This window comes from Geodermatophilus marinus, from assembly GCF_003428645.1.
GTDB lineage: Bacteria > Actinomycetota > Actinomycetes > Mycobacteriales > Geodermatophilaceae > Geodermatophilus.
This window is the reverse complement of sequence record NZ_QVQH01000026.1, coordinates 1-24,989: the sequence shown is the minus strand read 5'-3', so window position 1 is coordinate 24,989 and position 24,989 is coordinate 1. Positions and strand designations below refer to the sequence as shown.

General features: G+C 73.7%; 20 protein-coding genes and 2 pseudogenes. 10 read left to right on the top strand and 12 right to left on the bottom strand.

Translation table 11 applies throughout. The features are described 5' to 3' along the window. Nucleotides 1–28 precede the first annotated feature (28 nt). The 3 genes and pseudogenes from D0Z06_RS20750 to D0Z06_RS20745 form a co-directional block, all read right to left on the bottom strand. A complete protein-coding gene (locus D0Z06_RS20750; protein WP_117379451.1) occupies nt 29–1,321 on the bottom strand; it encodes a hydroxyacid-oxoacid transhydrogenase in 1,293 nt (430 codons plus the stop codon). Between the two features lie 85 nt (nt 1,322–1,406). Next, a pseudogene (locus tag D0Z06_RS25935) lies at nt 1,407–1,921 on the bottom strand (cation transporting ATPase C-terminal domain-containing protein). Between the two features lie 2 nt (nt 1,922–1,923). Beyond that, nucleotides 1,924–4,146, bottom strand: a complete 2,223-nt coding sequence (locus D0Z06_RS20745) for a cation-translocating P-type ATPase (protein ID WP_199522451.1) — start codon at nt 4,144–4,146, stop codon at nt 1,924–1,926. A gap of 164 nt (nt 4,147–4,310) precedes the next feature. Here D0Z06_RS20745 and D0Z06_RS20740 point away from each other — a divergent pair, with 164 nt between their 5' ends. The 3 genes from D0Z06_RS20740 to D0Z06_RS20725 all read left to right on the top strand — a co-directional run bounded on the left by D0Z06_RS20740 (nt 4,311) and on the right by D0Z06_RS20725 (nt 9,274). After that, entirely contained in the window at nt 4,311–6,752 is a 2,442-nt protein-coding gene (locus D0Z06_RS20740; RefSeq protein ID WP_117379450.1) for a phosphoketolase family protein, read from the top strand. Next, a complete protein-coding gene (locus tag D0Z06_RS20735) occupies nt 6,749–7,861 on the top strand; it encodes an acetate/propionate family kinase (protein ID WP_117379485.1) in 1,113 nt (370 codons plus the stop codon). The genes D0Z06_RS20740 and D0Z06_RS20735 overlap by 4 nt, the downstream gene beginning before the upstream one ends. 141 nt (nt 7,862–8,002) lie before the next feature. Beyond that, a complete protein-coding gene (locus tag D0Z06_RS20725; protein ID WP_117379448.1) occupies nt 8,003–9,274 on the top strand; it encodes an AI-2E family transporter in 1,272 nt (423 codons plus the stop codon). A 22-nt stretch (nt 9,275–9,296) separates the two neighbouring features. Here D0Z06_RS20725 and D0Z06_RS20720 read toward each other — a convergent pair whose 3' ends face one another. Then, nucleotides 9,297–9,698, bottom strand: coding sequence for a cupin domain-containing protein (locus tag D0Z06_RS20720; RefSeq protein WP_117379447.1), 402 nt, complete (start codon nt 9,696–9,698; stop codon nt 9,297–9,299). A 208-nt stretch (nt 9,699–9,906) separates the two neighbouring features. Here D0Z06_RS20720 and D0Z06_RS20715 point away from each other — a divergent pair, with 208 nt between their 5' ends. Continuing rightward, nucleotides 9,907–10,665, top strand: coding sequence for a FadR/GntR family transcriptional regulator (locus tag D0Z06_RS20715; protein WP_117379446.1), 759 nt, complete (start codon nt 9,907–9,909; stop codon nt 10,663–10,665). 213 nt (nt 10,666–10,878) lie between these two features. Here D0Z06_RS20715 and D0Z06_RS20710 read toward each other — a convergent pair whose 3' ends face one another. From D0Z06_RS20710 to D0Z06_RS20700, 3 genes are read right to left on the bottom strand one after another with little or no spacing between them, the layout of a single operon-like run. Continuing rightward, a complete protein-coding gene (locus tag D0Z06_RS20710) occupies nt 10,879–11,664 on the bottom strand; it encodes a crotonase/enoyl-CoA hydratase family protein (RefSeq protein WP_117379445.1) in 786 nt (261 codons plus the stop codon). Beyond that, a complete protein-coding gene (locus tag D0Z06_RS20705; RefSeq protein WP_117379444.1) occupies nt 11,661–12,425 on the bottom strand; it encodes an SDR family NAD(P)-dependent oxidoreductase in 765 nt (254 codons plus the stop codon). The genes D0Z06_RS20710 and D0Z06_RS20705 overlap by 4 nt, the downstream gene beginning before the upstream one ends. 34 nt (nt 12,426–12,459) lie before the next feature. Continuing rightward, a complete protein-coding gene (locus tag D0Z06_RS20700) occupies nt 12,460–13,650 on the bottom strand; it encodes a thiolase family protein (RefSeq protein ID WP_117379443.1) in 1,191 nt (396 codons plus the stop codon). A 143-nt stretch (nt 13,651–13,793) separates the two neighbouring features. Here D0Z06_RS20700 and D0Z06_RS20695 point away from each other — a divergent pair, with 143 nt between their 5' ends. Genes D0Z06_RS20695 through D0Z06_RS20685 form a run of 3 tightly spaced genes read left to right on the top strand, consistent with a single transcriptional unit; the run spans nt 13,794 to nt 16,880 of the window. Then, on the top strand, nt 13,794–14,927 hold the full coding sequence (locus D0Z06_RS20695; RefSeq protein ID WP_117379442.1) for an acyl-CoA dehydrogenase family protein: 1,134 nt from the start codon (nt 13,794–13,796) through the stop codon (nt 14,925–14,927). A 30-nt stretch (nt 14,928–14,957) separates the two neighbouring features. Further along, nucleotides 14,958–16,007 (top strand): LLM class flavin-dependent oxidoreductase, encoded by a 1,050-nt coding sequence (locus D0Z06_RS20690; protein WP_117379441.1) that lies wholly within the window; start codon nt 14,958–14,960, stop codon nt 16,005–16,007. A 30-nt stretch (nt 16,008–16,037) separates the two neighbouring features. Further along, nucleotides 16,038–16,880 (top strand): mycofactocin-coupled SDR family oxidoreductase, encoded by an 843-nt coding sequence (locus D0Z06_RS20685; protein ID WP_117379440.1) that lies wholly within the window; start codon nt 16,038–16,040, stop codon nt 16,878–16,880. 55 nt (nt 16,881–16,935) lie between these two features. Here the strand turns inward: D0Z06_RS20685 and D0Z06_RS20680 are convergent, their stop codons facing one another. The 5 genes and pseudogenes from D0Z06_RS20680 to D0Z06_RS20670 form a co-directional block, all read right to left on the bottom strand. Further along, a complete protein-coding gene (locus tag D0Z06_RS20680) occupies nt 16,936–18,426 on the bottom strand; it encodes a flavin-containing monooxygenase (RefSeq protein ID WP_255419366.1) in 1,491 nt (496 codons plus the stop codon). Nucleotides 18,427–18,443: 17 nt separating this feature from the next. Next, a pseudogene (locus D0Z06_RS27220) lies at nt 18,444–18,629 on the bottom strand (NAD(P)-binding protein); the annotation flags it as partial. Nucleotides 18,630–18,798: 169 nt separating this feature from the next. Beyond that, nucleotides 18,799–20,043, bottom strand: coding sequence for a flavin-containing monooxygenase (locus D0Z06_RS20675; protein WP_233517854.1), 1,245 nt, complete (start codon nt 20,041–20,043; stop codon nt 18,799–18,801). Nucleotides 20,044–20,049: 6 nt separating this feature from the next. Continuing rightward, nucleotides 20,050–20,490 carry a flavin-containing monooxygenase gene (locus D0Z06_RS26520; protein ID WP_233517853.1) on the bottom strand — a complete coding sequence of 147 codons (441 nt, stop codon included), beginning with the start codon at nt 20,488–20,490 and terminating at the stop codon, nt 20,050–20,052. Between the two features lie 19 nt (nt 20,491–20,509). Then, nucleotides 20,510–21,451, bottom strand: coding sequence for an alpha/beta hydrolase (locus D0Z06_RS20670; protein ID WP_117379439.1), 942 nt, complete (start codon nt 21,449–21,451; stop codon nt 20,510–20,512). Between the two features lie 249 nt (nt 21,452–21,700). On the opposite strand from D0Z06_RS20670, the gene D0Z06_RS20665 reads away from it, so the two are divergent. From D0Z06_RS20665 to D0Z06_RS20655, 3 genes are read left to right on the top strand one after another with little or no spacing between them, the layout of a single operon-like run. Beyond that, a complete protein-coding gene (locus D0Z06_RS20665; RefSeq protein ID WP_117379438.1) occupies nt 21,701–22,822 on the top strand; it encodes an NDMA-dependent alcohol dehydrogenase in 1,122 nt (373 codons plus the stop codon). Nucleotides 22,823–22,832: 10 nt separating this feature from the next. Then, on the top strand, nt 22,833–23,279 hold the full coding sequence (locus D0Z06_RS20660) for a nuclear transport factor 2 family protein (protein ID WP_117379437.1): 447 nt from the start codon (nt 22,833–22,835) through the stop codon (nt 23,277–23,279). 27 nt (nt 23,280–23,306) lie between these two features. Further along, the gene (locus D0Z06_RS20655) at nt 23,307–24,773 is read left to right on the top strand and encodes an aldehyde dehydrogenase (RefSeq protein WP_117379436.1); all 1,467 of its coding nucleotides are present in this window, start codon (nt 23,307–23,309) and stop codon (nt 24,771–24,773) included. The last annotated feature ends 216 nt before the right edge of the window (nt 24,774–24,989 follow it).

Below are 24,989 nucleotides of genomic sequence, written 5' to 3'. Positions count from 1 at the left end.
CGGCCGCGCGGGACCCGGGACCGGACCCTCACCAGAGCTGCATCGACCGGCGCAGGATCCCGGCGACGTCGTCCGCGGTGACGTCCCGGGGGGCGGTGGCCAGCAGCCGCTGCTGCTTCATCGCCCCCTCGACCAGGTCGGGGACGTCGCCCTCGTCGTAGCCCACCGCGCCCAGCCCGGCCGGGATGTCGATGTCGCGCATCAGCGCGGTGAGCACGGCGGGCAGGAACTCGCGCGGGTCGTCGGTCTGCTCGGCGGCCGGGTCGAGCAGGCGGGCGGCCCGCAGGTGCCGCTCCGGGTCGGCGTCGAAGGTGAACCGGAAGGCCTCCGGCGCGGTCAGGGCGACGGACATGCCGTGCGGCACCATCGGCTCGTCGGCGGGGTAGTCCTTGGGGTGGAAGTCCTTCACCCGCCCGGCGACGGGGTAGGCGTTGGCGTGCGGAATGTGCACCCCGGCGTTGCCGAAGCCCATCCCGGCGAAGGTGGCGGCCATCGCCATGTCGGCCCGCGCGGCCTCGTCCTCGCCGTGCCGCACGGCCTGCCGGAACGAGCCGGCCAGCAGGGACATCGCCTTCTCCGCCCACATGTCGGCGATCGGGTTGGCCCCGCAGTAGGGCACCCGCTGCTCGGGCTGCTTGCGCTCGTAGGTGGTGTAGGGCCGGGCGGTGTAGCTCTCCAGGGCGTGGCAGAGGATGTCCATGCCGGAGGCGGCGGTCACCCCGGCCGGCTGGCTGCGGGTGAGCGCGGGGTCCACGACCGCCAGCGCGGGCCGCAGGCGGGCGTGGCTGATGCCGGTCTTGACCTTGAGGGAGAGCACGTCGAGCACGCAGATCGTGGTGCTCTCCGCGCCGGTGCCCGTGGTCGTGGGGACGGCGACCAGCGGGGCCAGCGGGTTGACCGGCGCGCGGCCCCCGCCGACCGGGGCGTTGACGTAGTCCATGAGCTCGCCGGGGTTGCTGGTGAGCAGGTCGACGGCCTTCGCGGTGTCGATGCTCGACCCGCCGCCGACGGCGACGAAGGCGTCCCACGGCCCGTGCTCGCGGGCCCACGCGACGGCCTCCTGCAGGCTCTCGTCGGTCGGCTCGACGCGCGCCCGGTCGTACACCACGGCCTCGATGCCGAAGCGCTCCATCTGGTCGGCCACCCGCTGCGGGTGGCCGGTGGCGGCCACGCCGGGATCGGTGACGACGAGGACCCGCCTCGCCCCCGTCTGGCTGAGGTCGTACCCGATCTCGTCCGAGGCGCCGGGGCCGAACTTCAGCTGCGGCGCGCCGTAGGTGAACACGCTCTCCGGGGAGGCGGGGACGTGGTCGGTGGGCATCGTGCTGGACGGCATCGTGGGGCAACCCTCTCGGTCGGCGCTGACGGGCCGGGTTCGGCGCCTGCGAGTGTGCTGCCGGGTCCGCTCAGGGTCCAGCGGACCGGCGGCGCCGCGACCGGCGCAGCGCCTTCTCCGCCTCGACGACCAGGTGGACGACGACGCCCACGCCGGTCACCCACAGCCACCACACCGGGTCGACCGGCGCGCTGTCGAACAGGGTGTTCATCCACGGGGCGTAGGTGAACAGCAGCTGCAGGGCCAGCATGGCGGCCACCCCGACCAGCAGCCACCGGTTGCTCAGCAGGCCGACGGCGAGCACCGAGCGCTCCAGCGACCGGCAGCTGAGCAGGTAGGCGACCTGGACGACGACGAACACGTCGACCGCCACCGTGCGCGCGACCGGGAGCGGTTCGCCCCGGGCCAGCGCCCACTCGAACAGGCCGAAGGCGCCGACCACCATGAGCGCCGAGACCAGCACGATGCGCGCGGCCAGCTCCCCGGTCAGCAGCGGCCGGGACGGCGGCACGGGGGCCGCCGCATGATCCCCTCCTCGAGCGGCTCGAAGGCCAGCACGATGCCCAGGGCGACGGCGGTGGTCATGTTCACCCAGAGGACCTGCGCCGGCAGCACCGGCAGCGTCGCGGCCAGGACCACCGCGACGAGGATGACCAGGCCCTGCCCGAAGCTGGTCGGCAGCATGAAGGTGATGAACTTGCGGAGGTTGTCGAAGACGCCCCGCCCCTCCTCGACGGCGGCCTCGATGGTGGCGAAGTCGTCGTCGGTGAGGACCATGTCGGCGGCCTCCTTGGCCACCTCGGTGCCGCCCCGGCCCATGGCCACCCCGATGTCGGCCCGGCGCAGGGCGGGGCGTCGTTCACCCCGTCGCCGGTCATCGCGACCACGTGGTCCTGCTCCTGCAGCGTCTCCACCAGCCGCAGCTTCTGCTCGGGGTCGACCCGGGCGAAGACCGCCGTCCGGCGCGCGACCTCGGGCAGCTCGGCGGCCGGCAGGTCGGCCAGCTCGGCGCCGGTCACCACCGGGACCTCCCCGCCCGCCCCGCCGTCCCCGAGGCCGAACTGCCCGGCGACGGCCCGGGCGGTGCCGGCGTGGTCGCCGGTGATCATCACGACGTGGATGCCGGCCTCCCGGCAGGCGGCCACCGCGGTGAGGGCTTCCGGGCGCGGCGGGTCGAGCATGCCCTGGACGCCGAGCAGGGTGACCCGGCCGGCGAGCAGCTCCGCGGGCAGCCCGGTCGTGCCGGGGGGCAGCTCCACCCGCCCCATGGCCAGCACCCGCAGCGCCCGCCCGCTCAGCTGGCCGGTCACGCGGTGCACGGCGTCGACGTCCACCGGTCCCGTGGAACCGTCCGCGCGCAGCTCGTCGACGGCCATGTCGAGCAGCCGCTCCACGGCACCCTTGACGTAGGCGACGACCCGGCCGTTCCCGTCCGCGTGCAGGGTCGCCATCCAGCGCCGGTCGGAGTCGAAGGGGATCGCGTCGACGCGGGGCAGCGCGGCCCGCAGCGCGGCCGGGTCCAGGCCCGCCTTCTCCGCCGAGACCAGCAGCCCGGCCTCGGTGGGGTCGCCGACCACCTCCCGGGTGCCCTCCCGGTCGGTCAGCCGGCTGTCGTTGCACAGCGCGCCGGCGACCAGGCACTCGCGCAGCGCGGCGTCGGTGGCCGGGTCGGCCGGCTCCCCGCCGAGCAGCACCCTGCCCTCGGCCCCGTACCCGGTGCCGGTGAGCGCGTAGGCCCGGCCGCCGGCCACGACCGCGGTGACGGTCATGGCGTTGGCGGTCAGCGTGCCGGTCTTGTCCGTGCAGATCACCGTCGTGCTGCCCAGCGTCTCGACCGCGGGCAGCCGGCGGATGATCGCCCGGCGGCGCGCCATGCGCGCCACGCCGATCGCCAGGGTGATGGTGACGACGGCCGGGAGCCCCTCGGGGATCGCCCCGACGGCCAGCGCCACCGCCGCGGTGAGCATGTCGGCCGGTGGCTCCCCGCGCACCGTGCCGAGGAGGAACGTGACCGCGGCGAGCCCCAGGACCACGACGGTGAGCACGCGGCTGAAGCGGCCGATCTTGCGGGTGAGCGGGGTCTCCAGGACGTGGGCCTCGCCGACCAGGCGGTTGATGTGGCCCATCTCGGTGTCCCCGCCGGTGGCCACCACCACCCCGCGGCCCCGGCCGCGGGTGGCCAGGCTGCCGGACCACGCCATGTTGGCTCGGTCGCCCAACACCGTCCCTGCCGGGAGCTCGACCGGGGACTTGGCCACCGCGAGCGACTCGCCCGTGAGCGCGGACTCGTCGATCTCCAGCTCGTGCACCGTCACCAGTCGCAGGTCGGCCGGCACCTTGTCCCCGGCCTCCACCACCACCACGTCGCCCGGGACCAGGTCGTCGGAGGAGATGCGGTGCCGCCGGCCGTCGCGCAGGACCGTCGTCTCGGTGCGCACCATCGCCATGAGGGCGTCCAGGGCCCGCTCGGCGCGGGACTCCTGCACGAAGCCGATGACGGCGTTGACCAGCACGACGGCGAGGATCACGCCGGAGTCCACGACGTCGCCGAGCGCGAGCGTGGCCGCGGCCGCGGCGAGCAGCACGTAGATCAGCGGGTGGTGGAACTGCAGGAGGAATCGCAGCCAGGGGCCGCGGCGGCCGATCCGCGGCAGCGTGTTGCGTCCCACCACCTCGCGGCGCCTGCGGGCCTCCTCGGTCGACAGCCCCCGCTCGGGGTGGGTCTCCAGGAGCAGGAGGACCTCGTGGGCGGGCAGCTCGTGGTGCGCGGAGCCGACCGCGGCACGGACGTCCTCGGCGGGCAACGTCATGGACCGAGCCTCCGCAGCCCGGCAACCGGCCGGACAGTGACCTAGGACCCGGGCCCTCGGGACGCCCGGCCCGCTGGCTCCCGGCCGCCCGACCGGGCACGGTGGACCGGGGCCGGCAGGGCCGCGCCCCGCCGAGCGGCGCCGACGACCCCGGGAGTGCAGGCATGGACGTGCAGGTGGAGGCCGCGGTCGTGGAGGCGGGCGGCGGCCCGCTGTCCGGGGAGGAGCTGCACGCCGTCCACGCCTGGTGGCGGGCGGCCAACTACCTCTCGGTGGGCCAGATCTACCTCATGGGCAACCCGCTGCTGCGCGAGCCGCTGCGCCCGGAGCACGTCAAGCCGCGGCTGCTCGGGCACTGGGGCACCACGCCGGGGCTGAACTTCGTCTACGCGCACCTCAACCGGGCCATCACCGCCCGCGACCTGGACATGGTCTACGTGATGGGCCCCGGGCACGGCGGGCCGGGGCCGGTGGCGGCCGCCTGGCTGGAGGGCACCTACAGCGAGGTCTACCCCGACGTCTCGCAGGACGCCGAGGGCCTGGACCGGCTGTTCACCCAGTTCTCCTTCCCGGGCGGCATCCCCAGCCACGTGGCGCCGGAGACCCCGGGCTCCATCCACGAGGGCGGCGAGCTCGGCTACGCGCTCTCGCACGCCTACGGCGCGGCGTTCGACAACCCCGACCTGGTCGTCGCCGCGGTCGTCGGGGACGGCGAGGCCGAGACCGGGCCGCTGGCGGCGAGCTGGCACTCGAACAAGTTCCTCGACCCCCGCCGGGACGGCGCCGTCCTGCCGGTCCTGCACCTCAACGGCTACAAGATCGCCAACCCCACCGTGCTGGCCCGCATCGGCGACGACGAGCTGCTGGAGCTGATGCGCGGCTACGGCCACACCCCGTACCTGGTGGCCGGGGACGACCCCGCCCGGATGCACCAGGAGTTCGCCGCCGCGCTCGACGCCTGCCTCGACGAGATCGCCGCCGTCCAGCGGCGGGCCCGGCGGGACGGCGACGGAACGCGGCCCCGGTGGCCGATGATCGTGCTGCGCTCCCCCAAGGGGTGGACGGGGCCCGCGGAGGTCGACGGGCACCGGGTCGAGGGGTCGTGGCGGTCCCACCAGGTCCCGTTCGCCAACGCGCGCGAGGACGACGCCCACCGGGCGGTGCTCGAGGAGTGGCTGCGCAGCTACCGGCCCGAGGAGCTCTTCGACGAGGCCGGTGCGCCCGTGCCCCTGGTCCGGGACCTGCACCCGGCCGGGGAGCGGCGGATGAGCGCCAACCTGCACGCCAACGGCGGGAAGCTCCTGGTCGACCTGCGGCTGCCGGACTTCCGCGCCTACGCCGTCCCGGTGCCGGAGCCGGGCACCGGCGCGGTGGAGGCCACCCGCGTGCTGGGCACCTTCCTGCGCGACGTGGTGCGGCGCAACGGCGGCAACTTCCGCGTGTTCGCGCCCGACGAGAACAACTCCAACCGGCTCGGCGCCGTCCTCGAGGCCACGGACCGGGCCTGGGTGGCCGAGCGCCGCCCGGACGACGACTCCCTGGCCCCGGACGGGCGGGTCATGGAGATCCTCTCCGAGCACACCTGCCAGGGCTGGCTGGAGGGCTACCTGCTCACCGGCCGGCACGGGTTCTTCTCGTGCTACGAGGCGTTCATCCACATCGTCGACTCGATGGTCAACCAGCACGCCAAGTGGCTGAAGACGACCAACGGCATCCCGTGGCGGCGGCCGATCGCGTCGCTGAACTACCTGCTGACCTCGCACGTGTGGCGGCAGGACCACAACGGGTTCTCCCACCAGGACCCGGGCTTCATCGACCACGTGGTCAACAAGAAGGCCGACGTCATCCGGGTCTACCTCCCCCCGGACGCCAACACCCTGCTGTCGGTGGCCGACCACTGCCTGCGCACCCGGCAGTACGTCAACGTGGTCGTGGCGGGCAAGCAGCGGGCCCTGCAGTACCTGGACATGCAGCAGGCGATCGTGCACTGCACCAAGGGCATCGGCATCTGGGACTGGGCCAGCAGCGACGCCGGGACCCGACCCGACGTGGTCATGGCCTGCGCCGGCGACGTCCCCACGATGGAGACCCTGGCGGCGGTGGAGATCCTGCGCGCCTGGTTCCCGGACCTGCGGGTGCGGGTGGTCAACGTCGTCGACCTCATGCGCCTGCAGGACGAGCGGGAGCACCCGCACGGCCTGTCCGACGCCGCCTTCGACGCGCTGTTCACCGTCGACCGGCCGATCGTGTTCGCCTACCACGGCTACCCGTGGCTGATCCACCGGCTCACCTACCGGCGGGCCAACCACGAGAACCTGCACGTGCGCGGCTACGTCGAGGAGGGGACGACGACCACCCCGTTCGACATGTGCGTCATGAACCGGATCGACCGGTTCAACCTGGCCATCAGCGCCATCGACCGCATCCCCCGGCTGCGCGACGTCTCCGCGCACGCCCGCGAGGCGCTCACCGACCAGCTCATCGAGCACCGGCAGTACATCCGCACCCACGGCGAGGACATGCCCGGGATCCGCGACTGGCGGTGGAGCGGCGCGGCCGGCCCGACCACCTCCGGCGGTGGCCCGCTGCAGGAGCCCGAGCCGTGAGGCTGCTCGTCGTCAACGCCGGGTCCAGCAGCCTGAAGCTCACCCGGCTCGACGGCGAGGGCACCGTCACGGCGGCCGGGACGGTGGAGCGCTGGCAGGGGGAGGGGCACCTCCGGCCGCTGGAGGAGTTCCTGGCCGGCTGCGGCCCGGTCGACGCCGTCGGGCACCGGGTGGTGCACGGCGGACCGCGCCACACCGGGCCGGCGCTGGTCGACCCGGTGCTCGTCGCCGGGCTGTACGCGACCAGCCACCTGGCGCCGCTGCACAACCCGCGGGCGCTGGCCGGCATCCGCGCGGTCGAGGAGCTGCTGCCCGGCGTCCCTGCGGTGGCCTGCTTCGACACCACCTTCCACACCACGCTGCCGCCGGCCGCCCGCACCTACGCGCTGCCCCGGGAGTGGAACCGCCGCTTCGACCTGCGCCGCTACGGCTTCCACGGGCTCTCGCACGCCCACGCGGTGCGCCGCGGCGCCGAGCTGGTGGGAGCCGACCCGGCCCGGCTGCGCGTCGTCTCGGCCCACCTGGGGGCGGGCGCGTCGCTCGCCGCCGTCGTCGGCGGGGTCTCGGTGGACACCACGATGGGCTTCACCCCGCTGGCCGGCCTGGTCATGAACACCCGGCCGGGCACGGTCGACCCGGGCCTGCTGCTGTGGCTGCTGGAGCACGGCGGTGAGCCCCGGGCGGAGGTGGCCGACGTCCTCGAGCGCCACGCCGGGCTCAAGGGCCTGTCGGGCACCTCCGGCGACCTGCGGGACGTGCTGGCCGGCCGGGAGGCCGGGGACCCCGACTGCGCGCTGGCCTACGACGTCTACCTGCACCGGCTGGCCCGCGAGGTGGCGGCGATGACCGCGGCCACCGGCGGGCTCGACCTGCTGGTGCTGACCGGCGGGGTCGGGGAGCGCGCCTGGCAGGTCCGGGCCGACCTCGCCGCCCGGCTGCCGCACCTGGGGCTGGCGCTGGACGGGGCGGCCAACCGGCAGGCGACCGGGGACGCCGACGTCAGCGCCCCGGGTGCCGCGGCCCGCACCGTCGTGGTCACCGCCCGGGAGGACCTCGAGGTCCGCCGGCAGGTGCTCGAGGTGCTGGGCGCCGCCGACGTCCCGGCCTGACCCGGCGGCTCTCGCCCGCGCCCGTCCATGACGGAGTGGTGTCGGACCGGCGACCGCGCGGGTGCCGGGCGGCTGCGCGGGCACCGGGGGACCGGGGGCCGTGCCCGGACGGGGCGGCCGCGTGCCGGGAGGAGACGGGCAGTGACGCGGGAGGGGACGGCGGGGGAGGGCACGGCGGGGGAGCGGTCGGCCGGGGACGGGCAGCCGGCGGCCGCCGCACCGGCGGCACCGCCGGCCGCACCGGTGGCCCGGGCGGCCGGCACGCTGCCCCCGGGCGCCCGGGCCGCCGGCCTGTGGTGCCTGTGGGCGCTCGTCGTCGGCCTGGTCGTCTGGTTCGCCCTCCAGCTGGCCGTGCTGCTGGGCTCGGTGCTGCTCACCTTCGCCGCCGGCCTGCTGCTCACCGCACTGCTGCGCCCCGTGGTCACCCGCCTCGACCGGGCGGGGGTGAACCGGCTGGCCGCCACCTGGCTGGTCGTCGTCGGCTTCGTGCTCCTGCTCGGCGGTGCCGGGTGGTTCCTGGAGCAGCGGATCCGCGGGCAGCTGGCGAGCCTGCTGCCGACCCTCGCCGAGGGGCTCAACGAGATCCGCCGCTGGCTCACCGGCACGGTCGGGCTCTCGGAGGAGCAGGTCGACTCCGTCGTCGACGGCCTGCTGCGGCAGCTCACCCCGGGCGGGGACGCCGGCCCGGCGGGGCAGGGCGGGGCGCTGGGCGGCGGGACGCTGGTCACCGGGGTCACCACGGTGGTCAGCCTGCTGGCCGCGGTGGTGCTGGCCCTGTTCACCGCGTTCTGGCTCGTCTACGACGGCGAGCGGGTGTGGCGGCACTCGCTGCGCGCCGTGCCGGCCGCCCAGCGCGAGGGTGTCGACGCCGCGGGGCAGCAGGCCTGGGCGACGCTCGGGGGCTACCTGCGCGGCATCACGCTCGTGGCGCTGATGGACGCCGTGGGCATCGGGATCGCGCTGGTGCTCATCGGCGTCCCGCTGCCGTTCGCGCTGGCGCTGCTGACGTTCCTCGGCGCCTACGTCCCCATCGTCGGCGCCTTCGTCGCCGGGATCGCCGCGGTGGTCGTCGCCTTCGCCGCCGGCGGGATCACCGACGCCCTGCTGACCCTGGGTGCGGTCGTGCTCGTGCAGCAGGTCGAGGGCAACCTCCTGCAGCCGGTCATCATGCGCCGCGCGGTCTACCTGCACCCGCTGGCGACGGTGTACGCGCTCACCGTCGGCGGCCTGCTCTACGGGCTGGCCGGGGCGGTCGTGGCGGTGCCGCTGACCGCCGTCCTCTACGCGGTCGGGACGGCGGTGGCCGCCCGGCACGCCCCGGCCGAGGAGCCGCCCCGCCGCCGGCGCCCGCCGTGGCGGGGCCGGCCACCGGTGGGGGCGACCCGGGCCGGTGGTGCGGGGCCGGGGGGCTGACCGCCGCCCCCGCACCGCCGGGTCAGGACGTCGGCGGCTCGTCCTTCCCGGACTCCTCCGCCTCGTCGGCCTCCTCCTTGGTGCGGTGCACGGCGCCGTCGGCGTGCTCCGGGGGGCCGTAGACGGTGTAGAGCACCAGCGGGTTCGGGCCGGTGTTGACGAAGTTGTGCTTGGTGCCGGCCGGGACGACGACCAGGTCGCCCTGGGCGACCGCCCTCTTGCTCCCCGAGATCCGCGCCTCACCGGTGCCGCTGACGAAGGTCAGGATCTGGTCGATGTCCTCGTGCACCTCCGCGCCGATCTCCCCGCCCGGCGGGATGGTCATGATGACCAGCTGGGTGTTCTTCCCGGTCCACAGGACCCGGCGGAAGTCGTCGTGCTTCTCGGCCTCGGTGGCGATGGTGTAGTGGATGACGGACGCCATCGACTCGTCTCCTCTCCTCGGGGTGGTCGCTGGCCCAGGCGCCGGGGACGGGCCCGGCGGGACGCGGGTGCTCCTGCCCGCCGACGTGCGCGCTTAGTCCTCCCCGCCCGGAGGCGGTGATCACCCGGAGCGTGAACCCTGCTCATCAGATCCAGGGATAGACCCCCGGAAAGCGGTCGAGACCGCCCCATCCGACTACCCTCTGCTCATGCTCCCTGCCCAGCGTCCCCGCACCGACGGATCGGCCCCGCGGCCGATCAAGCGCGGCGCCAAGGTCGCCGAGGCCCTCGCCCAGGAGATCGTGCACGAGATCGTCTCGCGCAAGCTCCCGCCCGGCACGCTGCTGTCCTCCGAGGCGCAGATGCTCGAGGACTACGGGGTCGGCCGCGGCTCGCTGCGCGAGGCGCTGCGGATCCTCGAGGTGCACGGGCTGATCACCATGAAGCCGGGCCGCAACGGCGGGCCGATGGTGATCGAGGTGGGCACCCGCGACTACGGCCGCATGTCGACCCTCTTCTTCCACCTGGGCGGCATGACGTTCCAGCAGCTCATCGAGGCCCGGCTGGTGCTCGAGCCGATGATGGCCCGGCTGGCCGCCGAGCGGCGCGGGCAGGAGCTGGTGGGCGCCCTGGCCGACCCGGACCGCACCCGCGTCGAGGATGACGCGACGTACTACGACGCCACCACGGACTTCCACCGCGGGGTGGCCTCGATGTCGGGCAACCCGGTGCTCAACCTGCTCAGCGTCTCGCTGGAGGACATCTTCCGCGACCAGGTCACCGGTCTGCTCTCGCCGAAGGACGAGCGCAGGCACGTGCTGGAGGTGCACGCCGCCATCGCCCAGGCCATCGCCGACGGGGACGCCGAGGCCGCCGAGCGGCTCATGCACGACCACATGCAGGAGTACGCCGACTGGGTCCGGAAGAAGCACCCGCAGCTGATGGACCAGGTCATCGACTGGCGCTGAGGCCCGGCCGGGACCAAGCCCTGCCGGGGGCGGCGGCGCCACCGGGCGCCCGACAGCGAGCCGCTCGGCCACCTACGTCAGTGAGTGCAGTTGCACTCACTGACGTAGGTGGCGGCACCGGAGTGTCCTGCCCGCCGGGGCGGCCGGCGCTGCCCCGGCGGGCAGCCGAGGCGGCCGGCGCTGCCCCGGCGGCCAGGAGGGGTGGTCGTCCCCTCAGCGGCCTCTCCAGACCGGGGCCCGCTTCTCGGTGAACGCCCGCGCGCCCTCCTGCGCGTCCTCCGAGGCCCGGATCGGCGCGTAGACCTCCCACTGCCGGGCGAAGGCCTCCTCGGCCGGCCAGCCCGGGCCCTCGGCCAGGATGCGCTTGGTGCCCTGCACGGCCAGCGGGCCGTTGGCGGCGATCTGCCGGGCCAGCTCCAGGGCCGCGGGCAGCGCCTCGCCGTCGGGCACCAGGCGGTTGACCACCCCCGCCGCGTGCGCGTCGGCCGCGCTGACCCGGTCACCGGTCAGCGCCCACTCGGTCGCCTTGGGCAGCCCGGCCTTGACCGGCAGCCGCAGCAGCCCGCCGCCACCGGCCAGCAGCCCGCGCTTGACCTCGGGCAGGCCGAACGACGCGCCCTCGGCGGCCACGACGAGGTCGCAGGCCAGCGCGATCTCGAACCCGCCGGCCAGCGCGTAGCCCTCCACCGCGGCGATCAGCGGCTTGCGCGGCGGGCGCTCCACCAGCCCGGCGAACCCGCGGCCGGGCACGTGCGGCTTCTCCCCGGCCAGGAAGGCCTTCAGGTCCATCCCGGCGCTGAAGGTGCCGCCGGCACCGGTAACGACCCCGACGAACAGCGAGTCGTCGCCGTCCAGCTCGTCCATCGCCGCGCCGATGCCCTCGGCGACGGCGCGGTTGACGGCGTTGCGCGCCTGCGGCCGGTCGATCGTGACGACGAGGACGGCGCCGTCCCGCTCGACGACGACCCCGCCCTCGCCGGGGTGCCCGCTGCCGCTCACTTCGGCTGCATCCGGATCGCGCCGTCCAGCCGGATCGTCTCCCCGTTGAGCATGGGGTTGTCGACGACGGCCAGGGCCAGCCGGGCGAACTCGTCGGGGACGCCGAGCCGGCGCGGGTGCGGGACCATCTGGCCCAGCGACTCCCGCACGTTCTCCGGCAGCCGGGCGAGGATCGGGGTGTCGAAGGTGCCCGGGGCGATCGTCACGACCCGGATCAGCTTGCTGGCCAGGTCGCGCGCGGCGACGAGGGTGAGCCCGACGATGCCGGCCTTCGCCGAGGCGTAGGGCAGCTGGCCGATCTGCCCCTCCCACGCCGCGACCGACGCGGTCAGCACGCAGACCCCGCGCTCGCCCTCGACCGGCTCGTGCGCGGCCATCCGCGCCGCGGCCTGGCTGAGCACGTTGAACGTGCCGATCAGGTTGACCCGGACGATCGACTCGTAGAACTCCAGCGAGCCCGGCCGGCCCTCCTTGTCGACGACGCGCATCGCCCCGCCGCGGCCGGCGCAGTGCACCAGCGTGCGCAGCGGCGCCAGCTCGTCGGCGGCCGCGACCGCCGCGGCCACGGCGTCGGGGTCGGTCACGTCGGCGGCGGCGAACCGCGTCCCGCCCCCGAGCCCGGCGGCGACGTCGGCGCCGGCCGAGGTGGGCAGGTCGACGAGCACGGTCGGCACCCCCTTCTCGACCAGGCGCCGGGCGGTGGCCAGCCCGAGGCCGGAGGCACCCCCGGTGACGACGGCGGATCCTGCGGTGACGTCCATGCGGCAGCCCTTCGCTCTCGTCCGGTCGGTCCGCCTACTGCGTGGCGGAGAGGTTCTCGATCACCATGGCGTTGGCCATCCCGCCGGCCTCGCACATGGTCTGCAGGCCGTACCGCTGCCCGGTGTCCTCGAGGAAGCCGAGCAGGGTGGTGGCCAGGCGGGTGCCGGAGGCACCCAGCGGGTGGCCCAGGGCGATCGCGCCGCCCCGGGGGTTGAGCCGCGCGTCGTCGACGCCGAACTCGGCCTGCCAGGCCAGCGGCACGGAGGCGAAGGCCTCGTTGACCTCGACGGCGGCGATGTCGTCGATCGAGAGGCCGGACCGGGCGAGCAGCCGGTGCGTCGCCGGGATCGGCCCGGTCAGCATGAGCAGGGGGTCGTCCCCGGTGACGGCGCTGGCCACGACCCGCCCGCGGGGGGTCAGGCCGAGCGCCGCGGCGCGCTCCTCGCTCATCACCAGCAGCGCGGCCGCGCCGTCGGTCAGCTGGGAGGAGTTGCCCGCGGTGATCTTCCAGTCCAGCTCGGGGAAGCGGGCGGCGTGCGGGCTGGTGGCGAACGCGGGCTTCAGCCCGGCGAGCTTCTCCGGCGTCGTGCCGGGGCGGATGGTCTCGTCGGCGGTCACCGTCCCGTCGGGCGTGGTCACCGGCACGACCTCCCGGTCGAAGGCGCCCCCCGCGGCCGCCGCGGCGGCGCGCTCGTGCGACCGGGCGGCGTAGCCGTCGAGCTGCTCGCGCGTCAGCCCCCACTTCTCGGCGACCAGCTCGGCCGAGATGCCCTGCGGGACCAGGCCGGGGGAGTAGCGCTCGCGCACCCGGGGCCCGTGCGGATCGGCGTCCCCCCGGGCCGAGCCCATCGGCACCCGGCTCATCGACTCCACCCCCGCGGCGACCACGACGTCGTAGGCGCCGGCGACCACGCCCTGCACGGCGAAGTCGAGCGCCTGCTGACCCGAGCCGCACTTGCGCTCGATGGTCACCGAGGGGACGGTCTCGGGCCAGCCCGCGGCCAGCAGTGCCTGCCGGCCCGGGGTGGCCGACTGCTCGCCGTTCTGGCCGACGCACCCGACCAGGACGTCGTCGACCGTGGCAGGGTCGAGCCCGGAGCGCTCGGCCAGGGCGGAGAGCACCTGGGCGAGCAGGTCGACCGGGTGGACCCGGGACAGCGCACCCCCGGCCTTGCCCCGGCCCATGGGGGTGCGGACGGCGTCGACGATCACGGCGGAGGTCATGTCCGTAGCGTCCTCTCCGGAGGCGGTGTGGGCGTTGACACAATAACCATGAACACCAATAACATGGATACCGACCACGTCCGGCCCGACGGCCGGTCGGACCCCGGCGGCGACGCCGGGCGCGACCCGGGGAGGGCCACCAGATGTCGTTCGAGCTGCCCACCGCCCACCGCGAGCTCCAGCAGCGGGCCCGCGAGGTGGCCGAGAAGATCCGCTGGCGGGCCGGGGAGGCCGACGCCGCGACCGACGTCGACCCGGTCATGCGGGAGGCGCTGCAGGAGAGCGGGCTGGCGGCGCTGACCGTGCCGGCCGCGCACGGCGGGGCCGGTGAGCGGGTCGACCCCCTGGCCGTCACCGTCGTCCGCGAGGTCTTCGGCGGGGTGTCGGCGCACCTGGACTCGCTGTTCGGCATGCAGGGCATCGGCAGCTACGCGCTGTCGGTCGCCGCCTCCCCGCGCGTGCAGGCCGAGTGGCTGCCGCGGGTGGTCGCGGTCGAGGCCATCGCCGCGCTGTGCCTCACCGAGCCCGACGTCGGGTCGGACCTGCGCTCGATCACCACGACGCTGACCGAGCGGGACGGCGAGCTGGTGCTCGACGGGCACAAGTCCTTCATCACCAACGCGCCGGCCGCGGCCTTCTTCACCGTGCTGGCCAAGGAGGAGCAGGGCTTCTCCCTGGTCTTCGTGCCGGTCGGCACCCCGGGGGTCACGGTCACCCCCGGCCCCGACCTGATCGCCCCGCACATCATCGGCGAGGTGCGCTTCGACGGCGTGCGGGTCCCCGCCGACGCCCGTGTGGGCAACCCCGGGCAGGCCTTCCCGCTGGTGCTGCAGACCCTGGCCACCTTCCGGGTGTCGGTCGCCGGCGCGGCGGTGGGTGTCGCCCAGGCCGCCCTCGACGAGGCGGTGGCGCACACGACCTCCCGCGAGCAGTTCGGCAGCACGCTGGCCCGGCTCGGCCCGATCCCGCAGATGCTCGGCACCAGCTGGAGCGAGATCGAGCAGGCCCGGCTGCTCACCTACGCGGCCGCCACCCGCGCCGCCGCCGACCCGCTCGGGGCGCTGGACTGGTCCTCGATGGCCAAGGTCGCCGCCACCGAGGCCGCCGGCCGGGTCACCGACCGCTGCGTGCAGATGATGGGCCGCTTCGGGGTGACCACCGGCTCGACGATCGAGCGGCTCTACCGCAACGCCCGCCCGATGCGCATCTACGAGGGCGGCAACGAGGTGCTGCTCGGTCAGCTCGCCAAGGCGCTCACCCGCCCCGCCCGCGGCTGAGCCGCAGGCCCCCCGGAAGAGAGGTCCCCCATGGTCGCCGTCGGCATGCTGCTCTCCGACGTCCCCACCTCGGTCAGCCCTGCCAAGCAGTTCGACGACGTGCGCCGCATCGTCGAGGCCGCCCAGCGCAACGGCATGACCTACATCGCGATCGGCCAGCACTTCCTCTACGGCGAGCTGCGCTGGCTGCAGCCGGTGCCGCTGCTGGCCCGGCTGGCGGCCGACTGCGACCGCGAGACCCGGCTCGCCACCCAGATCATGATCGCGCCGCTCTACCACCCGGTCATGCTGGCCGAGGAGCTCGCCACGCTGGACGTGGTCACCGAGGGCCGGCTGGTGTTCGGCGCCGGCATCGGCTACCGGCCCGAGGAGTTCGACCACCTCGGCATCCCGTTCAAGGAGCGCGCCGCCCGCACCGACGAGATCCTCGAGCTGCTGGTCAAGCTCTGGACCCAGGACGAGGTCACGCACTCCGGCCGCTTCTGGCAGCTCGACGGGGTCCGCCCGCACCTCAAGCCGGTGCAGGACCCGCACCCGCCGATCTGGGTGGGGGCGCAGAGCGTCGCCGGTGCCCGGCGGGCCGGCCGGTTCGGCGACGCCTTCCCGGTGACCCCGGAGGCCACCTACGCCGAGATCGAGGAGCGCTTCGCCGCCGTCCGCGAGGGCTTCGCCGCCCGCGGCAAGCCGTTCGGGCCGCAGCCGGTGCGCCGCAACGTGCTGGTCGCCGACTCGCGGGAGGAGGCGGTCGTCGAGTACGCCCGGCAGTCGAAGGGCAAGTACCTGTCCTACGCGCAGAAGGGCATGAAGCACGCCGGCAGCGCCGACGACCTCGACGCCGACTTCGTCGCCTCGGTCACCAAGCACGCGGTGCTGGGCACCGATGCCGAGGTCGTCGCCGAGCTCACCGACCTGTGCACCCGCTTCCCGGTCGACCCGCTGCTCCTGCGCCCGCAGTGGCCGTCGATGAGCGCCGAGGAGACCATCGCCGCCATCGAGCGGCTGGGCCGGGAGGTGGTGCCCGCCATCCGGGCGCTGCCCACACCGCAGCCCGAGCCCGTGCCCGCGGCGAGCACGGCCTGACCCGAACCGATCGACCGACAGGAGACAACCATGGGGCGTTCCACCGGCAACCGCTTCGAGGGCAAGGTCGCCTTCGTCACCGGCGGCGCACGGGGGCAGGGCCGCTCGCACGCGGTCCGGCTGGCCGCCGAGGGGGCCGACGTCGCGGTCATCGACGTCACCCGCCAGTTCGACTCGGTGCAGTACGCCATGTCCACGCCGGAGGACCTCGCCGAGACCGAGAAGCTCGTCCGCGAGCACGGCCGGGAGTTCGTCGGCATCACCGGCGACGTGCGCGACGAGGAGCAGGTGAACGCCGCGGTGGCGCAGGTCGAGGAGCGCCTCGGCGGCATCGACCTGGTCTGCGCCAACGCCGGCATCCTGCCCTCGACCGGCCCGCACGCCCAGCGGCTGAGCGCCTGGCACGACACGATCGCCACGAACCTCTCCGGCGTCTTCTACACGCTGCGGGCGGTCACCCCCGGCATGGTCGAGCGCGGCCGCGGCGGCGCCATCGTCATCACCGGGTCCACGTCGACGTTCCGCGGGGTCGCGTACAAGACCGAGATGCTCAACCCCGGGCACATGGCCTACGGCGCGGCCAAGGCCGGCGTGCTCGCCCTCATGCGCAACTACGCCATGGCGCTGGGCAAGCACGGGATCCGGGTGAACACCATCATCCCGGCCGGCGTGAGCACGCCCATGATCGTCAACGAGTTCTTCACCAAGGACCTGCAGGCCGACGCCCCTCCCGGGTGGATGGCCAACGTCATGGAGCGCGGCCCGGTGGAGCCCGGTGACATCTCCGACGGCGTGCTGTTCCTGCTCTCCGACGAGGCGAAGTACGTCACCGGCACCGCGCTGCCGGTGGACATGGGCACCCTGCTGATCTGACGCGCCGGGCGGAGCGGGAGGGCGCATCGCCCGCGCCCCCCGCTCCGCCCGGACGTCAGCTCATGCCGGCCGGCTCGGCGTCGCCGCTGCGGGCGCCGCTCGGCGCGCCGTCGAGCAGGAAGCCCTCGTAGCCGTTGCGAGCCACCTCGGCGCACCTGTCCCGGTAGGGGCCGAACCCGCCGATGTAGGGCATGAACACCCGCGGCTTGCCCTCGACGTTCGAGCCCATGTACCAGGAGTTCGCGGTCGGGAAGAGCGTCGCGTTGCCGACCTCGTCGTTGTGCGCGACCCAGTCGGCCTCGGCCTCCGCCGTCGGCTCGACGGTGCGGACGCCGTGGTCGCGGACCCAGGCGACGCAGTCCGAGATCCACTCCACGTGCTGCTCGATCGCCGTCATCATGTTGGTGAGCACCGAGGGGCTCTGCGGCCCCGTGACGACGAACATGTTGGGGAACCCGGCCACCCCGATGCCCAGGTAGCTGCGCGGCCCGGCCGACCACTTCTCGCGCAGCGGCAGGCCGCCCCTGCCGCGGATGTCGATCGCCGTCAGCGCGCCGGTCTGCGCGTCGAACCCGGTGGCCAGCACCAGGGCGTCGAGCTCGTGCTCGCGCTCGGTGGTCCGGACACCGGCCGGGCTGATCTCGACCAGCGGGGTCTTGCGCAGGTCGACCAGGCGGACGTTCTCGCGGTTGTAGGTCTCGTAGTAGCCGGTGGCCACGCAGAGCCGCTTGGTGCAGATCGGGTAGTCCTTGGGGCACAGCGTCTCGGCGACGTCCGGGTCCGCGACGATCTCGCGGATCCGCTGCCGGACGAACTCGGACGCGGTGTCGTTGGACGCCTGGTCGGACAGGGTGTCGGTGAAGGCCAGGTACATGTCCGCCAGCACGTTGTCCGCGTTGGACCAGGCGTTCTCGTACCGCCGCCGGCGCTCCTCCTCGTCGACCTCGAGGGCGGACCTCTCCGGCATCTCGTAGGGCACGCCCAGCATCGACGCGCGCGCCCGCTCGCGGTGCTCGTCGTACCGGGCCTTCACCGCCTCCTGGTGGCCGGGCGGGTACTCGTGGTTGTTCGCGGGGATGGCGAAGTTCGGCGTCCGCTGGAAGACGGTCAGCTCGGCGGCCTGCTGCGCGATCAGCGGGATGGCCTGGATCGCCGAGGAGCCGGTGCCGATGACGCCGACCCGCTGCCCGGTGAAGTCCACACCCTCGTGCGGCCAGCGGGCGGTGTGGTACGACGGGCCGCGGAAGCTCTCCAGTCCCGGGATCTCCGGCCTCTTGTAGATCGACAGGCACCCGGAGGCGTGGACGACGAACCGCGCCGAGACCTCGTCGCCGGCGTCGGTGCGCACCACCCATCGCTCGGTGTCGTCGTCCCAGACGGTGGACTCGACGCGGGTGCGGAACCGGATGTCCCGGCGCAGGTCGAAGCGGTCGGCGACGTGGTCGGCGTAGCGCAGGATCTCCGGCTGGGTCGGGTACTTCTCCGTCCAGTGCCACTCCTGCTGGAGGTCGGGGTCGAACGAGTAGGAGTAGTCGAGGCTGTTGATGTCGCAGCGCGCGCGCCCGGGTAGCGGTTCCAGAACCAGGTGCCGCCCACGCCGTCGGCCATCTCGAAGACCTGGACGGCGAATCCCTGGCCCCGGAGCCGGTGCAGCAGGTACATGCCGGAGAACCCGGCGCCGATGACGACGACGTCGACGGTGCGCGGGGCGGTGCCGTCGGGGGTGTGGGCGTGCGCGGACTGCGTCATGGAGGGCCCTCCTCGGGGAGAACGTCCCTGCGGGCCCGGCCGCGAGCCCAGGGGCGAGGTGGCGGAGGTCGTCGTGACCTGTCTCACAACCTAGGAGGGCGTTGACATCGGCGTCAAGGAAGCTGCCGGGGGGCGGGACGACGGCCGTCGTCCCGCCCCCCGGGGTGGCTCAGCCGGCCGGGGACGACGGTCGCCCGGCACCCACCGCCTGGCGGGCACCGCTGCGGACGAAGCCCTCGTAGCCGTTGGCCGCGACCTCGTCGCACTTCTGCCGGTAGACGCCGACCCCGCCGATGTAGGGCATGAACACCCGCGGCTTCCCGGGCACGTTCGAGCCCATGTACCAGGAGTCCGCGGTCGGGTAGAGCGTCATGTGCCCGACCTCGTCGACGTGGGCGGTCCAGGCGTCCTCGGCCTCGACGGTGGGCTCCATCGTCGACAGGCCTTCGGCGCGCATCGAGGCGATGGCGTCGGCCACCCACTCCACGTGCTGCTCGATCGAGGTGATCATGTTGGAGAGCACCGACGGGCTGCCGGGCCCGGTGATGGTGAACAGGTTGGGGAAGCCCGCCACCTGGATGCCCAGGTAGGTGCGCGGGCCGGCGTGCCACTTGTCCTCCAGCTTCACGTCGCCGCGGCCCCGGATGTCGACCGCCGTCAGCGCGCCGGTCATCGCGTCGAAGCCCGTGGCGAAGACCAGGTCGTCGAACTCGAACTCCTCCTGGGTGGTGCGCAGCCCCCGGTGGGTGATCTCCACGATGGGCGTCTTGCGGACGTTGACCAGGCGCACGTGCGGCAGGTTGAACGTCTCGTAGTAGTTGGTCCCGAGGCACGGCCGCTTGGTGCCGAAGGGGTGGTCGTGCGGCTGCAGGGCGGCGGCGGTCTCCGGGTCCTCGACGATCTCGGCGATGCGGTCGCGCACGAACTGCGCCGCCGTGTCGTTGGCCGCCTGGCTCGTGATCATGTCGTTGTAGCTGACCAGCATGTCGACGAGGTTGTTGTCCTCGTCGTACCAGACGCTCTCGTAGCGGGCCTGCCGCTCCTCCGGGGCGACCTCGAGCGCGGACCTCGTGGGCGTCGGGACCGCGATGCCGAAGCCGGACTCCCGGGCGGCCTGGCGAACCTCGGCGTACCGCGACTTGACGTCCCGCTGGTGCTCGGGGTCGATCGGGTGGTTGCGGGCCGGCAGCACGAAGTTCGGCGTCCGCTGGAACACGGTCAGCTCGGCCGCCTGCTCGGCGATGAGCGGGATGGCCTGGACGCCGGAGGAGCCGGTGCCGATGACGCCGACCCGCTGCCCGCTGAAGTCCACGCCCTCCTTCGGCCAGTGCCCGGTGTGGAACCAGCGGCCGCGGAAGAGGTCGAGCCCCGGGACCTCGGGCACCTTGGACGCCGACAGGCAGCCGGTGGCCATGACCACCTACTGCGTCGAGAGCTGGTCGCCCCGGTCGGTGCGCACGTGCCAGCGGTCGACGTCCTCGTCGAAGACCGCCTCGGTCACCGTCGTCTCGAACCTGATGTCGCGGCGCAGGTCGAAGCGGTCGGCCACGTGGTTGATGTAGCGGAGCAGCTCGTCCTGGGGCGGGTACTTCTCCGTCCACTCCCACTCCTGCTCCAGGTCGGGGTCGAAGGAGAAGCTGTAGTCCATGCTCTTCACGTCGACGCGGGCGCCGGGGTAGCGGTTCCAGAACCACGTCCCCCCGACGCCGTCGCCCTTCTCGAAGACCTGGACCGTCAGGCCCAGGCCGCGCAGCTTGTGCAGCATGTACAGGCCCGACATCCCGGCGCCGACGACGACGGCGTCGACCTCCGGGATGCCCCTGACCGCGGTGCTCGACGGCTGGTGGTCCTTCTGCGTCATGGGTCCGTGCTCCTGTCGGTCAGGCGGGCTGGGCGGTGAGCTGGCGGTCGACGGCCTCGGCGACGTAGGCGATCCCGGCCTCGCTGCCGGGCAGCACGTTGACCATCGTGAAGAAGCCGTGCATCTGGCCGTCGAAGACGAGGCTCTGCACGGGCACCCCGGCGCCGGCCAGCGCATCGGCGTACTCCTGGCCCTCCTGGCGGAGCACGTCGTGCTCGGCGAGCAGGACGACGGCCGGCGGCAGCCCGGAGAGGTCGTCGGCCTTGGACGGGCAGGCGTCGGGGTTCTGCCGCATGGCGTGCTCGGGGGCGTAGAGGTCCCAGAACCAGGCCATCGACTCCTTGGTCAGCAGGGTCTGGTTCTCCGGGTCCCGGTAGGTCTCGTTGTCCAGGTTGCAGTCGGTCACCGGGTAGACGAGGACCTGCATCGCGAGGGCCGGCCCACCGGTGTCGCGCGCCCTGTGCGCGACGATCGCGGCGAGGTTCCCGCCCGCGCTGTCGCCGGCGACGACCAGCGGCACCCGCGCCCCGGCGATGTCCTCGACGTGCTCGTCGACCCACCGCAGCGCCGCCCAGGAGTCGTCGACGGCCGCCGGGTACGGGTTCTCGGGCGCCATCCGGTAGTCGACCAGGACGACGGCGCAGCCGGTGCGCACGGCGAGCGTGCGGCCGAGGGTCTCGAACTCCGGCAGCGCGCCGATCACCCAGCCGCCGCCGTGGTAGTAGACGAGCACGCCGCGCGGTCGCTCGCTGGGCACGAGGACGTGCAGCGGGATCGCGTACCCGTCCGGGGCCGGTGCGGAGGTCATCTCCGCCCGGTGCACGTCCGGGCCGGGCCCGTACATCTCGCCCAGGGCCGCGGTCAGCCCGCGGGCCTCCTCAGGGGTCATCTCGTGCAGCGGCTTGGTGCCGCTCTCGGCCATCTGCGCGAGCAGTGCCGTCGTCGCCTCGTCCAGTGCCATCGTTCGCCTTCCGCTCGGCGCCGCTCCGGCCCCTCTGCCGGGCAGCCTGTGACGTGCGTCGCAAACTAGGCGCATGTATGCGGAGGCATCAAGGGGGGTGCGGCGCGTCGCCGTCGACGAGTCGGCATGTCGGCGAGGAAAGCGCCGAAATATGCGCAGGGACTCTGGATCCCTGCGCAGGGATGTGGCTAGGGTCACCGGCAACCCGGGGGCGACGGTGCCCCCGGCCGCCGACACGAGGAGCTGCACGTGAAGACCGTGGGAGCACTGCTCTGGGAGCCGGGCACGAATTCCGGGTGGAGCGTCGAGGAGATCGAGATCGACCCGCCCAAGCGCCGGGAGGTGACGGTGCAGCTGGCCGCGTCCGGCATCTGCCACAGCGACGACCACCTCGACACCGGGGACATCCCGCTGCCGTGGGCGCCGATCCTGGGCGGCCACGAGGGCGCCGGGGTGGTGACCGAGGTCGGCCCGGAGGTCACCGACCTCCAGGAGGGCGACCACGTGGTGATGTCGTTCCTGCCCTCGTGCGGGAAGTGCCGCATGTGCGTGGCCGGCCGCAGCAACATGTGCGAGCTCGGCGCCGGGGTGCTGGCCGGCTTCGCCCCCGACGGCACGCACCGCATCCACGCCCGCGGCAAGGGCGTCGGCCCGATGAGCTACCTGGGCACCTTCGCGCCCTACGCCACCGTCCCGGTCGACGCCGTGGTCAAGATCGACCCCGAGATCCCGCTGATGCCGGCCTCGCTCATCGGCTGCGGCGTCCCCACCGGCTGGGGCTCGTCGGTCTACGCGGCCGAGATCCAGCTCGGGGACACCGTCGTCATCTTCGGCACCGGCGGCGTCGGCATGAACGCCGTCCAGGGCGCGGCGCACCGCGGCGCCAAGAACATCGTCACCGTCGACCCGGTGGCCTTCAAGCGCGAGAAGGCCAAGGAGTTCGGCGCCACCCACCCGGTCGCCTCGTTCGAGGAGGCCGCGCAGCTGATCGAGCGGATGACCAACGGGCAGGGCGCCGACCGGGTGATCATCACCGTCGACGTCGCCCGCGGGGACATCGTCGAGCAGGCCAACCAGCTGACCCGCCGCGGCGGCGTCATCGTGCTGACCGCGGCCGCCCCGGTGATGCAGCGCGACGTCCAGTTCGACCTGTTCAGCTTCGCCATGTCGGGCAAGCGCCTGCAGGGCTCGCTCTACGGGACGACGAACTCGAAGAACGACATCCCGCTGATCGCCGACATGTACAAGAACGGCCAGTTCAAGCTCGACGAGCTGATCACGAAGACCTACCGGCTCGAGGACATCAACGAGGCCTTCGCCGACCTCCGCGAGGGCAGGAACATCCGCGGCGTCATCGTCTACGACCACTGAGGGGGCGACGATGACGCTCACCCCGGCCGACACCCGCACCGCCGACCTGCTCGACATCCAGCGGGCCACGCACGTCTACGCCCGCGGCCTGGACCGCTTCGACCCGGCCGAGGCGGCCTCCGCGTTCACCGACGACGCCGTCTGGGACGCCACCGCGGTGGGCCTGGAGCGGTTCGCCGGCCGCGCGGAGATCCTCGGCTTCTTCGAACGGGACGCCGCGGCGATCGCCGACCAGTTCCACATCATCACCAACCACGTCGTCGACTTCGACGGGGACGGCGTGACCGCGCGCGGCACCAACTACGTGTTCTCCGAGGGGCACACGAAGAGCGGTGCCGCCTTCAAGGCGATCGCCCTCAACGAGGACGTCTACCGCCGCACGCCCGAGGGCTGGCGGATCGCCGAGCGCCGCATCTCCGCGCTCACCCCGCCCCAGCTCGAGGGCTTCGATGCCTGAGCGCACCCCCACCCCAGGAGGATCCGCATGACCGCCGTCCAGGAGCGCGCCGACGCCGGCGTCCGCTCGTTCGACAAGCTCTTCATCGGTGGCTCGTGGGTGGCGCCCGCGACCGACGAGGTGATCGAGGTCGTCTCGCCGATCACCGAGCAGGTCGTGGCGACCGTCCCGGCGGCGAGCCCCGCCGACATGGACGCCGCCGTCGCCGCGGCCCGCAAGGCCTTCGACGAGGGCCCCTGGCCGCGGATGGCACCGGCCGACCGGGCCGCCGTCCTGCGCCGGGTCGGGGAGGAGGTGGCCAAGCGGATCCCGGCGATGGAGGCGTCCTTCACCGTCGAGATCGGCGCCCCGGCGATGATCAGCAAGGCGTTCCACGCCAACGCCTCGGCGATGTGGGACGACGCCGCCACCCTCGCCTCCTCCCTCGAGACCGAGGAGCGGCGCACGCTGCCCGACGGCACCGAGGTCACCATCGTGCGCGAGCCGGTGGGGGTCGCCGCGGTGATCATCCCGTGGAACGGTCCGGTCGCCACCGCCTCGCTGAAGATCGCCCCGGCGCTGGCCGCCGGCTGCCCCGTGGTGCTCAAGCCGGCGCCCGAGGGGCCGGTGTCGGTGTTCCTCCTCGCGGAGGCGCTGGAGGCCGCCGGCCTGCCCGAGGGCGTGGTCAGCGTGCTGCCCGGCGGCCGGGAGGTGGGGGAGTACCTGGTCAAGCACCCCGGCGTGGACAAGGTCTCCTTCACCGGGTCCACCGCCGCCGGACGGCGGATCATGGCGCTGTGCGCCGAGCGGATCGCCCGCGTGACGCTCGAGCTCGGCGGCAAGTCGGCCGCGATCGTCCTCCCCGACGCCGACATGGCCTCGGTCGCGCAGACGGTGACCTTCGCCGGCATCGGCAGCTCCGGCCAGGTGTGCGCCGCCCTCACCCGCCTCGTCGTCCCCCGGGACAAGCAGGACGAGGTGGTCGAGAACGTCAAGGCGATCATGGAGTCGGTGCCGGTCGGTGACCCCCGCGAGGAGGGCACCGTCCTGGGCCCGCTGGCCGCCGAGCGGCAGCGCGACCGCGTCGAGGGCTACATCCGGGTGGGCCTGGAGGAGGGCGCCCGCCTGGTGACCGGCGGGGGGCGGCCCGAGGGGCTGGACACGGGCTACTACGTGCAGCCCACGCTCTTCGCCGACGTCGACAACGCCATGCGCATCGCGCAGGAGGAGATCTTCGGCCCGGTGATCGTGGTGATCCCCTACGACACCGTCGAGGACGCCGTCCGCATCGCCAACGACTCCCAGTACGGCCTCTCCGGCGCGGTCTTCACCGCCGACCGGGAGGCCGGCGAGCGGATCGCCCGGCAGGTGCGCACCGGCCAGATCTACGTCAACGACTGGGGCATGTGCGTCACCCAGCCCTTCGGCGGCTTCAAGCAGTCGGGGCTGGGCCGCGAGGGTGGCCCCGAGGGCATCAGCGGGTTCCTCGAGACGAAGATGATCCAGGGCATCTGAGCTTGTCGTTTAACCCCGTGGGTCCTCGAATGACAGGACCGTGATCCGGGGGCTGGCATGAGGGCGGCCACCGGGTGATCCTTTGGAGTTGCGAGCTGCAAACGATCACCGGTGGCCGTGATGGACAGTGTTCACCCGCAAGGCGGCGTTGGCGAGGTCTCGGCCGCGGAGGCCGCCGATCGACTGCGGGAATTCCGCGCCGGGTTCTACCGATGC

Coding starts and splice junctions, on each gene's coding strand:
- D0Z06_RS20655 (WP_117379436.1), top strand. CDS start 23,307: ATGACCGCCGTCCAGGAGCGCGCCGACGCCGGCGTCCGCTCGTTCGAC.
- D0Z06_RS20745 (WP_199522451.1), bottom strand. CDS start 4,146: ATGACGTTGCCCGCCGAGGACGTCCGTGCCGCGGTCGGCTCCGCGCAC.
- D0Z06_RS20670 (WP_117379439.1), bottom strand. CDS start 21,451: ATGGCACTGGACGAGGCGACGACGGCACTGCTCGCGCAGATGGCCGAG.
- D0Z06_RS20675 (WP_233517854.1), bottom strand. CDS start 20,043: ATGGCCACCGGCTGCCTGTCGGCGTCCAAGGTGCCCGAGGTCCCGGGG.
- D0Z06_RS20740 (WP_117379450.1), top strand. CDS start 4,311: ATGGACGTGCAGGTGGAGGCCGCGGTCGTGGAGGCGGGCGGCGGCCCG.
- D0Z06_RS20685 (WP_117379440.1), top strand. CDS start 16,038: ATGGGGCGTTCCACCGGCAACCGCTTCGAGGGCAAGGTCGCCTTCGTC.
- D0Z06_RS20750 (WP_117379451.1), bottom strand. CDS start 1,321: ATGCCCACCGACCACGTCCCCGCCTCCCCGGAGAGCGTGTTCACCTAC.
- D0Z06_RS20660 (WP_117379437.1), top strand. CDS start 22,833: ATGACGCTCACCCCGGCCGACACCCGCACCGCCGACCTGCTCGACATC.
- D0Z06_RS20705 (WP_117379444.1), bottom strand. CDS start 12,425: ATGGACGTCACCGCAGGATCCGCCGTCGTCACCGGGGGTGCCTCCGGC.
- D0Z06_RS20715 (WP_117379446.1), top strand. CDS start 9,907: ATGCTCCCTGCCCAGCGTCCCCGCACCGACGGATCGGCCCCGCGGCCG.
- D0Z06_RS20695 (WP_117379442.1), top strand. CDS start 13,794: ATGTCGTTCGAGCTGCCCACCGCCCACCGCGAGCTCCAGCAGCGGGCC.
- D0Z06_RS20720 (WP_117379447.1), bottom strand. CDS start 9,698: ATGGCGTCCGTCATCCACTACACCATCGCCACCGAGGCCGAGAAGCAC.
- D0Z06_RS26520 (WP_233517853.1), bottom strand. CDS start 20,490: ATGACGCAGAAGGACCACCAGCCGTCGAGCACCGCGGTCAGGGGCATC.
- D0Z06_RS20690 (WP_117379441.1), top strand. CDS start 14,958: ATGGTCGCCGTCGGCATGCTGCTCTCCGACGTCCCCACCTCGGTCAGC.
- D0Z06_RS20700 (WP_117379443.1), bottom strand. CDS start 13,650: ATGACCTCCGCCGTGATCGTCGACGCCGTCCGCACCCCCATGGGCCGG.